The sequence below is a fragment of the Actinomyces sp. 565 genome, from assembly GCF_010365615.1.
Taxonomy (GTDB): Bacteria; Actinomycetota; Actinomycetes; order Actinomycetales; family Actinomycetaceae; genus Actinomyces.
Map to the genome: position 1 here is coordinate 26,021 of NZ_PIZD01000017.1, position 14,819 is coordinate 40,839.

11 protein-coding genes are annotated in these 14,819 nt (G+C 70.0%); 8 read left to right on the forward strand and 3 right to left on the reverse strand.

The genetic code is table 11. The annotated features are described in order from the left end of the window. The first annotated feature begins 178 nt into the window (after positions 1-178). The 8 genes from GZ997_RS03260 to purM all read left to right on the forward strand — a co-directional run bounded on the left by GZ997_RS03260 (position 179) and on the right by purM (position 13,220). Positions 179-2,572: a 5'-nucleotidase C-terminal domain-containing protein gene (locus GZ997_RS03260; protein WP_162678838.1), complete on the forward strand. Its 2,394-nt coding sequence runs from the start codon at positions 179-181 to the stop codon at positions 2,570-2,572. Next, positions 2,569-2,940, forward strand: coding sequence for a sterol carrier family protein (locus GZ997_RS03265; protein WP_161923395.1), 372 nt, complete (start codon positions 2,569-2,571; stop codon positions 2,938-2,940). The genes GZ997_RS03260 and GZ997_RS03265 overlap by 4 nt, the downstream gene beginning before the upstream one ends. Before the next feature lie 468 nt (positions 2,941-3,408). Further along, a complete protein-coding gene (locus tag GZ997_RS03270; protein WP_162678839.1) occupies positions 3,409-4,179 on the forward strand; it encodes a DeoR/GlpR family DNA-binding transcription regulator in 771 nt (256 codons plus the stop codon). Continuing rightward, positions 4,176-5,207: a 1-phosphofructokinase family hexose kinase gene (locus tag GZ997_RS03275; RefSeq protein WP_162678840.1), complete on the forward strand. Its 1,032-nt coding sequence runs from the start codon at positions 4,176-4,178 to the stop codon at positions 5,205-5,207. The genes GZ997_RS03270 and GZ997_RS03275 overlap by 4 nt, the downstream gene beginning before the upstream one ends. Positions 5,208-5,338: 131 nt before the next feature. After that, on the forward strand, positions 5,339-7,399 hold the full coding sequence (locus tag GZ997_RS03280) for a fructose-specific PTS transporter subunit EIIC (protein WP_161923398.1): 2,061 nt from the start codon (positions 5,339-5,341) through the stop codon (positions 7,397-7,399). Between the two features lie 393 nt (positions 7,400-7,792). Then, positions 7,793-10,114, forward strand: a complete 2,322-nt coding sequence (locus GZ997_RS03285; RefSeq protein ID WP_162678841.1) for a bifunctional UDP-sugar hydrolase/5'-nucleotidase — start codon at positions 7,793-7,795, stop codon at positions 10,112-10,114. Between the two features lie 251 nt (positions 10,115-10,365). Then, a complete protein-coding gene (gene purF, locus GZ997_RS03290) occupies positions 10,366-12,060 on the forward strand; it encodes an amidophosphoribosyltransferase (protein WP_162678852.1) in 1,695 nt (564 codons plus the stop codon). Beyond that, entirely contained in the window at positions 12,057-13,220 is a 1,164-nt protein-coding gene (gene purM / locus GZ997_RS03295) for a phosphoribosylformylglycinamidine cyclo-ligase (protein ID WP_162678842.1), read from the forward strand. Before purF ends, purM begins: the two co-directional genes overlap by 4 nt. Positions 13,221-13,375: 155 nt before the next feature. On the opposite strand, the gene GZ997_RS03300 is transcribed toward purM, so the two are convergent. The 3 genes from GZ997_RS03300 to GZ997_RS03310 all read right to left on the reverse strand — a co-directional run bounded on the left by GZ997_RS03300 (position 13,376) and on the right by GZ997_RS03310 (position 14,683). Beyond that, entirely contained in the window at positions 13,376-13,591 is a 216-nt protein-coding gene (locus tag GZ997_RS03300) for a DUF3073 domain-containing protein (RefSeq protein ID WP_161923401.1), read from the reverse strand. 223 nt (positions 13,592-13,814) lie between these two features. Then, positions 13,815-14,225, reverse strand: coding sequence for a hypothetical protein (locus GZ997_RS03305; RefSeq protein WP_162678843.1), 411 nt, complete (start codon positions 14,223-14,225; stop codon positions 13,815-13,817). Next, positions 14,222-14,683, reverse strand: a complete 462-nt coding sequence (locus GZ997_RS03310; protein ID WP_162678844.1) for a phage holin family protein — start codon at positions 14,681-14,683, stop codon at positions 14,222-14,224. The genes GZ997_RS03305 and GZ997_RS03310 overlap by 4 nt, the downstream gene beginning before the upstream one ends. Between the last annotated feature and the right edge of the window lie 136 nt (positions 14,684-14,819).

Consider the following 14,819-nt stretch of genomic DNA (forward strand, 5'->3'; position numbering starts at 1 on the left):
TAATCGTGCGTAAAAGTGTGCCCGCGCGCGGACTCCACCCGGGGTTCATAGGCGGAGGAGTGTTTAGCGTCCCAAATTGTCATCATTACTAATTGGTATGTGCTATGGCCCATAGGTGTCCTGACACTTATGGTGGTGTCAATCGTTCGACCGACTGATGATCACCACAAGGACAACCATGAGGCTGCAGCATCTGGTTCGGGCGTCCGTCTCCCTGACGGCCTTCGCTCTTGCAGTTTTTGCCCCCGTGGCGGTGGCTCCTCCGGTAGAGGCGGTTGCCGTCACGCCGATCGGCGGCCCGGTGGTCGTGGCCGCCCCCGCCCCCGGAGCGAACGCGGCGGCAGTCCTCGCGGACGACGGTGCGTCCGCGACGATCAACCTGCTGGGGATTGCCGACTTCGGCGGGCATATCGAGCGCGTCTCCACGCAGGCCGAGGGGGCGCTGCTGGTTTCAGAGCCCGGTGCGGTCACGCTGGCCTGTGAGGTCGCGGCCGCGCGCGCCGCCCACCCGGGCACCCTGCTGGTGTCCACCGGGGATAACGTCGGCGGCTCCGCCTACGTCTCCTCGGTGCTGGATGATCAGCCCACCATTGACGTCCTCAATGCCATTGGCCTAGACGTCACTGCTGCCGGCAACCACGAGTTCGACCGGGGCGCTGGTGACCTCTCCTCCCGGCTGCTGGGTGCTTTCGATGCTCCCGTGCTGGCCGCCAATATCACCGGAAACGAAGCGCTTGGGGCCGAGGGCGACGGTGACGGCGTGTGGACCACGCAGGTTGACGGGGTCACGGTGGGCTTCGTGGGTGCGGTGACCGACTCGCTGCCAAGCCTGGTGACTAGCGCTGCCCTGGAGGAGGTGGAAGTCGCGGGCCTGGTGGAGACCGTAAACGCCCGCGCCGCCGCACTCAAAGACGGAAATGCTGCCAACGGTGAGGCCGACGTGGTGATCGTCCTGGCCCATGAGGACGCGGCCGCGTTCAGCAACCAGTTCAACGGCTCCGTCGACGCCGTCTTCGGCGGGCACACCCACGACGCTCACGCCGCCGCCATTACCGGCAAGGACGGCAACCGTATCGCCGTGGTCCAGTCGGGCCAGTACGGCGAGTTGCTGGGGAACATCACCCTGTCGGTTGACCGGGACTCCGGCGCCGTGTCCGTGGTGGCCGCCAAGAACATCGACCTGACCGCCTCCAGCTGCGCCTCCGACGCATACGGCGTGCAGGACATCGTCGATCAGGCCGTCCGCGACTCCCGCGTCGCCGGCGCCCGGGTCCTGACCGCGCTGAATACGGGCTTCTACCGCGGTACCAACACCGGTTCCGATCCCGGCGCCAACCGCTCAACCGAGTCCACCGCCGCCAACGTCATCGCGGACTCCTACCGCGCCTGGCTCACCAATGAGATCCGGCCGGAGGGTGAGCACTACATCGGGTTGATGAACCCCGGCGGCGTGCGCTCGGACTACCTGCTCGGCGAGTTGACCGAGGGGGAGGCCTACACCGTGCAGCCCTTCGGAAACGCGATGGGATACGCCACCTACACCGGCGCGCAGTTCAAGGCGGTGCTTGCTCAGCAGTGGCAGCCGGGCACGTCTCGGCCGGTACTCATGCTCGGCGTGTCAGACAATGTGCGTGTCTACCTCAACCAGGACGCGGCCGATGAGCTGGAGGAGTACTGGCGGCGCATCTGCGCGGGCGAGCGCACGCTCGAGGAGCTGAGTGACGCCATTGCGGGCGCCCGCGCACGCGTGATCCGCTCCGTCTACGTGGATGACGTGGAACTCGCTGATGACGCCGACGTGGTGGTGGCCTCCAACTCCTTCATGCTCTCCGGCGGTGACGGGTTCACGGTTCTGCGTGAGACTCCCTCCGCCAGCACCGGTGTGCTCGACCGTACGGTGACCGCCGAGTACCTGCGGGCAGGTAGCGCGGTGGCCGCAGACTTGAGCAAGCGGCAGGTAGGGGTCGACCTGGATACGGCAGCCGCCGGCGGCGCCGCCACGGTCCGCTTCACAGGGCTCAGCTTCACCGCCGCCTCTGAGCAGGCCGCTCCGGGCTCCGCCCAGGAGGTAACTGCGACGGTTGCCCTCGCCGATGGCGCCACCCAGCAGCTCACCAGCGCAGTGGTCGATGCGACCATCACTCCCGAGCGCCCAGAGACTGGCACTGCCACACTGAACATTGCCCTCCCGGATGATGTGGCGACCACGGTCTGCCCCGGTGGCGGCAGGCAGACGGGGCAGACCGTTGACGGAGTCAGCACCGCAGCGGCCTGCGCAGTGGTCTCCTTCACCCTGGTGGCACGCGATGGCACTACCCGTGGTCTTGAGCTCCAGGCACTGGTCCCGGTGGCTGCGGCGGCGCAGTCGCAGGCGGGCGGCCCTGCCAATGGAGCTCAGGTGATTGTTGCGCCTGCGGATGAGCCGGTGCTGGCCAACACCGGTGTGCCCGACTTCCTCGGCTCCATCGGTGCGATGGCTGGACTTCTCCTTGCCGCCGCAGGGCTGGCGTGCTATGCCGTGATTCGCCGCGGGCTGCGGGGGCGCACCGGTGTCGTACCGTCAGACCTGTGAGACGACGTATTGATCCCCCCGTCGGCGCTCAGGCCGTACGCCGGTGGGCGGCCGACACCGCGGCTGGCAACCGCCCTAAGCGGGCCGACACGGCTACCGCCGTGCGCTACACGTTGGAGGAGCTGACCGCCTGCGCTCCGGGACGCGCGGTGGAGGTGAGGGTACCACCGTTCGGCGTGACGCAGGCGGTCTCGGGCACGGTTCACCGCCGCGGCACCCCGCCCAGCGTGGTGGAGACCGATGCCGCCACCTGGCTGGGCCTGGCCACTGGGCGCCTGGGCTGGGAGGACGCCCTGGCCTCCGGTGCCTTGCACGCCTCCGGTGAGCGCTGCGACCTGTCCGCGTATCTGCCGCTGCTGCGCGCGTAGCGCTCGGCGTGGCCGCAGTGACCGCATAGTGCTCACCGGTGCGCGTGAGCGGAGGCATGGCCGCCGGCGCGCGTGAGCGCTTGGCGGTTGTGGGCGGTGGCTGCCGTCACTGCGTGAGCCGGCCAACCGGTGATTGTCGTCGGGATGCGTCGGCGCAAAAGTGTCCATCTCTCGCCACTTTGAGCGTAGGCCGCAGCGGTGTCTGTCCATTTGCCCAGGTCAGCGGGGAATCCGTTGGAGGCTTGCGGCGCGCTGCCGGTGAAAGTGTGGAGAGATGGACACTTCGTCCGCGCTCGGCTCGTGGTGGGCGGTGCGGAACGGCGCGGGACTGCTCTGCGGATTGGCGCCGCGTCGGCGCCATTGCGCCCGAGCGGACACGGTTTACGACGAATTTCAAGAAGACTCTTCCCAAGTGCGTCCGTTCGGGCATATACTCGTGTCCGAACGGACTTCATGGGGGAGGTGCGGATGAACGCCGAGCAGCGCCAGCAGGACATCGTTGATGCCGTCGCGCGCGAGGGCCGCGTTGCTGTTGCCGATCTGGCCGCCCGTTATGGCGTCACGGTTGAGACCATCCGCCGTGACCTGACTGCCTTGGACCGGGCCGGCGCCCTGCGCAAGGTCCACGGCGGCGCAGTTCCCGCCACTGTCCTGGCCCTGCCGGAAACCGCCGTTGCCGAGCGCGAGCTGCTTGGCGCTAGCGCCAAGCAGGCCATCGCCGCTGCCGCCGTCAGTGCCCTGAAGCTCCGACCCGGCGCCACCGTGCTGCTCGATGCCGGCACCACCGTGGGTTGTCTCGCCCGCCTCCTGCCTGAGGGAATGGACTTGCGAGTCATTACCGACTCGGTCCTCACAGCCGCCCTCCTGGCCGGCCGCAGCGACCTGAGCGTACGCATGCTCGGCGGCCAGGTGCGTGGTATCACCCAGGCCACCGTCGGACCCGAGGCGCTGGAGGTGCTCGCCACCCTGCGAGTAGCCGTCGCCGTGATGGGGACTAACGGCCTGACCGCCGAGCACGGCCTGTCCACCCCGGATCCGGAGGAGGCTGCCGTCAAGCGCGCCATGGTTCGCGCCGCCAGCCGTGTTGTGGTCCTGGCCGACTCCACCAAGATCGCTCAGGAGCACCTGGTCTCCTTCGCCGACCTGGACGACGTTGACCTGCTGGTCACAGACGCCGCCCTCCCCAGCCCACTGGCCGCCCAACTAGCCGACACAGGAACCGAGGTACTGCTCGCATGATCATCACTCTGACTCCCAACCCCTCATTAGACCGCACCGTCTCACTGGCGGGCGCGCTTGTCCGCGGCGGAGTCAACCGCTTGCAGGCGGTTACTACGGAGCCCGGCGGCAAGGGGCTGAACGTGGCCCGCGTGCTGGCCCACTCCGGCCAGGATGTAACAGCCATCCTGCCGGCGCCCGAGCGCGACCCGCTGGTGGCGGCCCTTGAGGTGCTGGACGCGCCCGGTCTGACTCCTGTCACCGTGGATGTGGCCGGTGCGGTGCGCGTGAACACCGCGGTCACCGAGCCCGACGGCACCACCACCAAGCTCAACGAGCCCGGGGCCGTGCTGAGCGCGGCGGAGGTAGACGCCGTGGAGCAGGCCCTGCTCGAGGCGGTGTCCGGTCATGCGCAGTCCGGCACCACTCACTCCGACGATGCAGGCACGGGAGGGGCGCATTCCTGGGCGATCCTGTCCGGCTCGCTGCCGCCCGGCGCCCCCACCGACTGGTACGCGCGGCTGGTCGGGCTGTTGCGACAGGCGGCCCCGGGGCTGCGCATCGCGGTCGACACCTCCGACGCGCCCCTGGCCGCGTTGGCGGCAGCTCTGCCGCAAGCGGCACCGGACCTGATCAAGCCCAATGGAGAGGAGCTCGGGCAGCTCGCCGGACTGCCCGCACAGCGCGCCACCGCGCTGGAGCAGGGCGCCCTGGCCGGCGACTACGCCCCCGTGGCGGAGGCGGCGCGTGTACTCGTGGGTCTTGGGGTGGGGGCGGTAATGGCCACCCTTGGCGGGGCCGGCGCCGTCCTGGTCACCGCCGATGGGGCGTGGCGCGCCACCGCCCCCGAGGTCCCCGTTATCTCCACCGTCGGTGCCGGAGACTCCTCCGTAGCCGGATACATCCTCGCCGATGTGCGAGGCGCAGACGCGCCGGAGCGCCTGGCCGCCGCCATGGCCTACGGCTCCGCCGCTGCCGGACTGCCCGGAACCACGCTGCCCGGACCGGATCACCTGCCCGACCAGGCGGCCGTGGTTACCCCACTGTGACAGGCCCCGAATCGAACCGATAGACCCGCACGCAACTACCAGTCCTGCGTGAGCCGCCGGCTTGCGCATCCGACCCCAACCCGCCCCGCAGCGGCGGAGCGGCACTCTCAGGAGACAGCAAGGAAAACACCATGTCCCAACCCACCAATTCAGCGAACACGCCGCTGATCGTCCCAGAACTCGTCCGCCTGGACGCGCCTGCGGGCGCCGACAAGCAGGCAGTCATCAACTACCTGGCGGATGTCGTAGCGGCCGCCGGCCGCGCCGACACCAACGAGGGGCTCGCCGCCGACGCGCTGGCCCGCGAGGCCACGGCGCCCACCGGCATCCCCGGCGGCATCGCCATCCCGCACTGCCGCAGCCCGCATGTGCTGGCCCCCTCGCTCGGCTTCGCCCGCCTGACCGAGCCCGTTGACTTCGGCGCCGCCGACGGGCAGGGCGCCGACCTCGTGTTCATGATCGCCGCGCCCGCCGGCGCCGACGACTTCCACCTGCAGCTGCTGGCCAAGCTGGCTCGCGGCCTGATGAAGTCGGAGTTCACCGACGCCCTGCGCGCCGCCGCCACCCCCGAGGACGTCGCCCGCCTGGTCACCGAGCAGGTCCAGCCCGAGCTGCTCGACGGCGGCGCCGCGGCCTCCGCGGGCGCGCCGGCCGCGGGGGAGTCGGCCGCACCCGCGGACACGGGCCGCGTGATCGTCGGTGTCTCCTCCTGCCCCACCGGCATCGCCCACACCTTCATGGCCGCCGAGGCGCTCGAGCAGGCCGGCAAGGAACGTGGCGTCACCGTGCGCATCGAGGGCCAGGGCTCAGGCAAGATCGACTGGCTCGACGCCGAGCTCATCCAGGCTGCCGACGCCGTGATCTTCGCCCACGACCTGCCGGTGAAGGGACTGGAGCGCTTCGCCGGCAAGCCCGTCATCGACGTCGGCGTGAAGGCCGCCGTCAATGACGCCGGCTCGCTGGTGGACCAGGCCCTGGCCGCCATTGACGACCCGGGCGCCAAGCGCGTGACCGCTGCCGCGGGGGGCGAGTCCGAGAGCGAGGAGGAGCACGTCCACTGGGCGCGCCGCCTGCAGCGCTCGGTGATGACCGGCGTGTCCTACATGATCCCCTTCGTGGCCGCGGGCGGTCTGCTCACCGCCCTGGGCTTCCTCTTCGGCGGCTACGACATCACGAACAACGCCGCCAACATCGTCACCGACTCCAGCCTGTGGAACCTGCCCGACCTGGCCAACCCGGACCTGGCCGCCCCCAACGCACTGGGCGGCTCGCCGCTGATGGCTTACATCGGTGCAGTCTTCTTCATGCTCGGCTCCACCGCCATGAACTTCCTGGTACCGGCCCTGGCCGGGTACACGGCCTTCGGCCTGGCCGGACGCCCCGGTATCGCCCCCGGCTTCGCCATGGGCGCGCTGTCGGTGGCCATCGGCGCCGGCTTCATCGGCGGTCTGATCGGCGGCCTGCTCGCCGGCTACATGGCGGCCTGGCTGGCGGGGCTGGACGTGCCCCGCTGGCTGCGCAGCCTGATGCCGGTGGTGATCATCCCGCTGTGCACCACCCTGGTGGTCGGCTCCCTGATGTACATGGTGCTCGGCAACCCGCTGGCCGCGCTGATGAACTGGCTCAGCAACTCGCTGACCTCCATGGCCGGCTCCGGCTCGGCCGTCCTCCTGGGCGTGATCCTCGGCCTGATGATGTGCTTCGACCTGGGTGGCCCGGTCAACAAGGCCGCCTACCTGTTCGCCACGGCCGGCCTGTCGGCGGCCACTGCCGCCTCCTACGAGATCATGGCCGCCGTGATGGCCGCGGGTATGGTCCCGCCGCTGGCTCTGGCCCTGGCCACTACGGTGCGTCCGGGTCTGTTCACCGACGTCGAGCGGGACAATGGGCGGGCCGCCTGGCTGCTCGGTGCGTCCTTCATCTCCGAGGGCGCCATCCCCTTCGCCGCCGCGGACCCGCTGCGCATCATCCCGCCGTCGATGCTGGGCGGCGCCGTCACCGGCGCCCTGTCCATGGCGCTGCACGTGGGCTCGCGCGCCCCGCACGGTGGCATCTTCGTGTTCTTCGCGATCGATAACCTGCTCGGGTTCTTCATCTCGATCATCGCGGGAACGGTTGTCACCGCCATCGGTGTGCTCATCCTCAAGCAGGCGCGGGCCCGCAAGCTCGTGGCGGAAGCCGCCGCCGCCTGATCCCCGCCCACCACCGAGATCGGTTGCTATAACCACCGAGATCGGTAGAAGTTACGTGCCGAGGTCGGTCGATATGGCCGGCCTCGGCACGTTGCTGGGAGTATCGGCGCGAGCGCGGCTCCGACGGCGCAGGACTCTTTGCTACGGATTCGGCGGGTAGCGGCAGGGTTCCGCCTGGAGCTGCCGACACTCAAGGAAGAGTGCGACCCACACCTCGGCGCCCGCCGGGATCCGCCCGCTAGACGGCGGCCTTCGCCAGGCACTCGCCACTTCCTCAAGCCGGGCATTCACACCTCCCGGACGGTCTCGAAGCATGGCTGCCGGCCCCGCGACGGTGTGAAGTGCCCTACACTTGGCGGGTCTTCCGTCCCCACTAACCTCCCGAGACTGGTCATGCCACACCTATACCGTCGCCTCGCCGCCTTCACCGCGGCCCTGGCCCTAACCCTCGTCACGCCGGCACTCGTTACCCCGGCCGCGGCCGCGGATCCCGCAGACGCAACCACCACGCTCAATATCCTCGGCATCACCGACCTGCACGGGCACATCGAGACCACGAGCGATGAGCCCGGCGCGGTCACTCTGGCCTGCGAGGTAGCCGCCGCCCGCGCCCGCAACCCCAGCACGCTCTTCGTCTCCAACGGAGACAACGTTGGCGGCAGCGCCTACATCTCCTCGATCCTCGACGACCAGCCCACCATCGACGTCCTCAACGCCATCGGCCTGGATGTCACCAGCGCCGGCAACCACGAGTTCGACAAGGGCATCACCGACCTCGCCGACCGGCTCCTACCCGCCTTCAACGCCCCGATCCTGTCCGCCAACGTCACCGGCAACGCCGCCCTGGCCGCCGAGGGCTCCGGCAACGGTACCTGGATCACCGAGGTCGATGGCGTCACGGTCGGCTTCATCGGTGTCGTCACAGAGGAGCTGCCCAGTCTGGTGTCCAAGTCCGCGCTTGAGGGCCTCACGGTGTCCGATGCGACCGCCACGGCCAACACGCGCGCCACCGCACTGAAGGACGGCGACGCCGCCAACGGGGAGGCCGACGTGGTCGTGGTCCTGGCCCACGAGGACGCCGCCATCTACGGCAACCAGTTCAACGGCGCCGTCGACGCCGTCGTCGCCGGCCACACCCACGTGCCCTTTGCCGAGGTTGTGAAGTCGACTGACGGCACGGACATCGCCGTCGTCCAGCCCGACCACTACGGCCTCAAGCTCGGCGAGATCTCCCTGACGGTGACCACATCCGCCGACGGCACGAAGGCCGTCACCGCCGCCACCGCCCGCAACCTCGACCTGGCGGAGTCCGACTGCACCACCGACGCCTACGGCGTGGCCGGGATCGTCGCGCAGGCGAAGACGGACTCCGAGGCCGCGGGCAACGAGGTCATCACCACCCTGGGGTCGAGCTTCCTCCGCGGCACCGACACCGGCACGGACTACGGGGCCAACCGCTCCACCGAGTCCACCGCCTCCAACCTCATTGCCACATCCTTCGCCTCCTGGCTGTCCACGGACATCCAGCCGGACGCCGACTACTCGATCGGGCTGATGAACCCCGGCGGTGTGCGCGCCGACTACCTTGCGGGTGAACTCACCTCGGGCCAGGCCTACACGGTGCAGCCCTTCGGCAACGAGATGGCCTACGCCACCTACACGGGCGCGCAGGTAAAGCAGGTGCTCGCCGAGCAGTTCCAACCGACGACCACGCGTGCAGCACTCATGCTCGGAACCTCTGACAACGTGGCGGTCTACCTCGACCAGGACGCCGCCGACCAGCTCGAGGACTACTTCACGCAGATCTCCACCGCTTCCGAGGAGGAGCGGGGTGCGCTCAGTGCGGGCCTCGCAGGTGCCATCGCCGATGCGCGCTCGCGGGTCATCGACGCCGTCTACATCGACGGCGAGCTGCTCGACGACGCAGCGAGCGTCGCCGTCGCCTCCAACACCTTCCTCCTCGCGGGCGGCGACAACTTCACCACGCTGGGTGAGAAGACGATGATCAACACCGGCATCCTCGACCGCACGGTCACCTCCGAGTACCTGATGCGGATCAACCCGGCCACCGCCTCCTACCGCAAGCACCAGGTCGGCTCCTCCATCGCTATCGACGGCGAAGCGGTGACGGCCCGCTTCACCGGGCTCAGCTACTCGGCAACCGCCGAGCAGGGCAGGGGCGATGCCGCCGTCTCCGTCGCCGCCACCGTCACCATGGCCGACGGCAGCGTCCGGACAGTCTCCACGAGCGATGTCGACCAGACGGTCACGCCGGGCCTGCCCGAAACCGGCCAGGCCACGCTGACCTTCACGCTCCCCGACGGCGCCGCCACCCAGGCGTGCACGGTAGACGGCGTGAGCGCGACATGCGCGGTTGTCTCCTTCTCCGTTACGGGCGCTGACGGCTCCAGCGAGACGCTTGCCGTCGCCGCTGAGGTCGTGCTCTCGGGCTCTCCGGAGCCGACGGCGACGCCGAGCCCGGCGGTGGCGCCCAGCGCGGCGGCCACGGTGGGCGAGTCGGCCGGCGCCCCGGCAGGGCCGACCCCCGTGGCGTCGGCGGTGGGAACCACGCGAGCGGCTCCGGGCTCAGCTACTGGGAGCGGCACGCGTGGGGCGCTGGCCCGTACCGGCGTGCCGCTCGCCCTGGGTGCGCTCGCCCTCGGTCTTATGGGCGGTGGCGCCCTGCTGACCTCCCGCCGCCGAGGTCGGGAGTAGTTACGTGCCGAGGTCGGTAGATATGGCCGGCCTCGACGCGTTGGTGCCAGTCTCGGCGCGTAACAAGTGCCGGTTTCGGCGCGTAACAAGTGCCGGTTTCGGCGCGTAACAAGTGCCGGTTTCGGTGAGGGGTGCAGGCCGTGTGACAGAATGCGGGCGTGAGCTTTGGTGACCCCGGCCGGACCACCCCGCACTCCGGTGAAGCGCTCGCCCGCCGACGCCCCGATCCGCCGCTCGCCTCCGGGGAGGAGGTGAACGAGGAGTGCGGCGTCTTCGGTGTGTGGGCTCCGGGCGAGGACGCCTCCCGCCTGACCTACTTCGGCCTGTATGCCCTCCAGCACCGCGGCCAGGAGGCCGCCGGCATCGCGTCCACCGACGGCAGCAACATCCTGGTATACAAGGACCTCGGCCTCGTGTCCCAAGTGTTCGACGACGGCGCCCTGTCCAGTCTCACCGGCCATCTCGCCGTCGGGCACGTCCGCTACGCCACCCAGGGCGCGGGCACCTGGGAGAACGCCCAGCCGATGCTGGGGCCGGTGGCAGGCTCCACACTGGCACTGACTCACAACGGCAATCTCACCAACACCCGCGAGCTCATGGAGGCGGTGCACCGCACCAGCGGGGAGGACCTCACCGGCGAACTCGGCCGCGGCTCCTCCACGGACACCGCCGTCATCGCCGCCCTGATGGAGCTGGTCTCCCAGCGCGGGCACCTGGATGCCTGGGACTATGACGCCGTCGACGCCGACTCCTCCCTGTACCTCCCGGTGGCCGACGCCGACGCCGCCCCGCCGCTGAGCATCTCGGCCACGGCCCGGCGCGTGCTGCCGCTGTTGCGGGGAGCGTTCTCCCTGGTGTTCATGGACGAGCACACCTTGTACGCCGCCCGGGACCCGTACGGCGTGCGTCCCCTTGTACTCGGTCGCCTGCAGCGCGGCTGGGTGGTCGCCTCCGAGAGCGCCGCCCTGGACATCGTCGGGGCCACGTTCGTCAGGGAGATTGAGCCCGGGGAGCTGATCGAGATCGACGCCGACGGCGTGCGCTCCTCCCGCTTCGCCACCCCCCGCCAGGCCGGCTGCGTATTCGAGTACGTCTACCTGGCCCGCCCGGATACGCGCATCGCCGGCACTTCGGTGATCGCCGCCCGCAACGCCATGGGGGCGGCCCTGGCCCGCGAGCACCCGGTCGACGCCGACCTGGTGATCGCCACCCCCGAGTCCGGTACCCCGGCCGCCATCGGCTACGCCCAGGCCTCCGGCATCCCCTACGGGCAGGGCCTGGTGAAGAACACCTACGTCGGCCGCACCTTCATCCAGCCCACCCAGACCCTGCGCCAGCTTGGTATTCGTCTGAAGCTCAACCCGGTGCGGGAGGTCATCGCCGGCAAGCGCCTGGTGGTAGTCGATGACTCGATCGTGCGCGGCAACACCCAGCGCGCCCTGGTGCGCATGCTGCGGGAGGCCGGCGCCGCGCAGGTGCATGTGCGCATCTCCTCCCCGCCGGTGCTGTGGCCGTGCTACTACGGCATCGACTTCGCCACCCGCGCCGAGCTGATCGCCACGGGTATGAGTGTGGAGGAGATCCGTGACTCCATCGGCGCCGATTCCCTCGGCTACCTCTCCGTGGATGGCATGGTCGCCGCCTCGGGGCAGGACGCCGCGTCCCTGTGCACCGCATGCTTCACCGGTGACTACCCGATCGCTCCGCCTGTGCAGGGAGCTGCTGCCGGCGCCCCGGCGGCTACGCGCGTCCCCGGCGTCTACCGGCGCCGCAATGGTGCAGGAACCGGAGCCCCCGTTTTGCGACGGGTGACGCGCCCGGACCTGAGCGCCGGCAGTCCCCACCGGAACCCGGCCGACGCCGCGGCAGCCTCACCCGCGGCAGCAGGTTCTCCGCCGCATGCTGCTGCACTCACCGACCCCGCACCGGAAGGACCCGCCCGATGAGTCAGAGCACACCCCCCGCCGACGCCTCCGCCGCCCCGATCACTTACGCCGCTGCCGGCGTAGACACGGCGGCGGGAGACCGGGCGGTGGAGCTGATGAAGGCCTCGGTTGCCGCCACCATGACCCCCGCCGTAGTCGGAGGAGTGGGCGGTTTCGCCGGGATGATCGATGTCTCGGAACTGCGTGCCTTCCGCCGCCCGCTGCTGGCGACCTCCACCGACGGCGTGGGCACCAAGATCGCTATCGCGCAGGCGCTCGACGTGCACGACACCATCGGGCAGGACCTGGTGGGCATGGTCATTGACGACATCGTGGTGGTCGGTGCCCGCCCCCTGCTCATGACCGACTACATTGCCTGCGGCAAGGTGGTCCCGCAGCGCATTGCAGACATCGTGCGCGGCGTCGCGCAGGCCTGCGCCGCCGTCGGTACGCCGCTTCTGGGCGGGGAGACCGCCGAGCACCCCGGGCTGATGGGGGCGGACGACTACGACGTCGCCGGTGCGGCCACCGGCGTGGTTGAGGCCGACCGGGCCCTTGGCGCGCAGCGGGTGCGTCCCGGGGACGTGCTTGTGGCCCTGGCTGCCTCCGGCCTGCACTCCAATGGCTACTCGCTGGTGCGACGCGTGGTTGACCAGGCGGGCTGGTCCCTGGAGCGTGAGGTGCCCGAGTTCGGCCGCACGCTTGGTGAGGAGCTGCTGGAGCCGACCCGGCTGTACACGCGCATGCTGCTTGACCTGATTGAGCAGGTGGACCCCGCCGACGCCGACTCCGCCGCCCTGCGCATTCGCGCCCTGGCGCACGTCACCGGCGGCGGCCTGGGGGCGAATCTGGCTCGTGTGCTGCCCGCCGGGACGGTGGCCGACGTCGATCGCGGCACCTGGGTGGTGCCCGCGGTGTTCGACGTCGTGCGCCGACTAGGCGCGGTCCCGTGGGACGACCTCGAGAGCACCCTCAACCTGGGGGTCGGCATGGTCGCCGTGGTGGCCGCCGACGCCGTTGGGGATGTTCTGCGCGGGGCCGAGGCTGCAGGCATGCCCGCCTGGGTGCTGGGCAGCGTCAGTGACGCCGCCGACTACGCGCCGCGGGGCCGACTGGTTTCCGGCACCAAGGGCGTTGACGGCGGCAGCGTTGACCTGCGCGGGAGCTACCGGGTCGCCTGAGCGGCATCCGAGCGCACCGGAGAGCGTAGGCGCAGGGCGGGGCGGGTGTAACTGCCTCACCGCCGGGCAAGGACGACCACCGGTGCAGCCGCGCCGACGTGCCGCAGATGTACCCGGTGTCGACGACGCCCCGGGCTCACGGAGTGAAGCCCGGGTCAGGCGTCCTCGGCCTCGTCGTCCCAGTCGTCGTTGACGCCGTATTTGGCGGCCAGCTCCTCGTACATGTCCTCGTCGGTTTGAGTGTCGGGGGATGCCGCGGAAGACGCCGTGGCGAGCTCGCGTTCGAGCGCCGCGTAGTCCGTCTCCGGGCTGAAGTACTTGAGCTTGCGGGCGACCTTGGTCGCCTTGGCCTTCTGACGGCCGCGCCCCATAGGCTCGACCCCCTCCAACGTGTCTCTGGGCGCGCCAAGGGCGCGCATCAATTGGGCAAATGTGTCGTGGGGCAACCGTACAACGTTGCCGCGCCGGAACACCATTCCGGTGGCAGCACGTCGGGCGTGGTAAGGCCCACGGATGAAGCCACCGATGACGCGGCACGGGGCAGGACGCCGGTCGCGGGCGGCGTCGTGCAGCGAGCCGTTGCCCCGGGACCGGCTAGCGCCGCAGCGCCTTGACCAGGGCGAAGGCGCTCAGGCCCGCCAGCGCTGCGGCCGCGCCGGTAACAATTGCCAGCGCCTGCGGATCGCCGTCGCGGGCATCGGCGAACAGCCTTTGCGCCCGATCAAGCAGTGACGCGCTGTCAGCCTTGGGCGTACTGGCGAGCGGCAGGGGTGCTTCTTGCCCGCGGGCGCGCGCCTTGAGATCGGCGGCGGCCGACTGGGCGCGGTCGCGCAGGTCCGTCATCGTGGCTGCGGCGGTGGTGCGCGCCACGGTCTTGAGGGTGCCGGGAGCCAGCCGGAGAGCGAGCTCCTCGACGTCCTCCACCACCGAGGCGCGCAAGGCTACGAGGCGGGCCTCAATCTCCTCCGGCGTGGGGTCCGCGGGGGATGGTTTCTTCTCACTCACTGCTGGTTGCCCTTCTCGAAGCCGGCGGACGCGGCAGACTTGACGGAGTTGAGGTCGCGCTCGAGGGCCCCCTTAGGATCGGGGATGTCTGCCCTGGCGGCCTGGAGGCGCTTGGCGCCGATTAGTGCGGCGATGGCGGCCACGATCAGCAGCACGGCTGCAACGATGAGCTTGGCCGCCCATAGCGGCAGAGCCAGGGCGAGGAGCTCGACGAAGGTACTCAGCAGGAAGCCGACCCCGTACATGGCGATGACTCCGCCGACGGCTAGCAGCGCACCGCCCACCCCCATGGTGGTGGCCATGCGCTTGCCCTTGGCCTTGGCCAGGTCGATCTCCCCGTGCACCAGTGCGGAGATGTTCTCCGAGATCCGGTTGACTAGCTCGCTGAGCGTCGGCGTTGCCGCTGCAGAGTCTTGCCGTGGCGGTGCCGACGGGGGCTGGTTGGGCTGCTGGCTCATGGAACCGACCTTCTTGTGCCTGGCGGATGTAACGGCGCGGGGCGGCGGACCCGCCGTTCCCGTTGCTCGGAACAGAATCTCACATGCCAGGCCTGAGCGGCACCTGACTGGCCCCGTCTAGGTGGCTGATTCACTC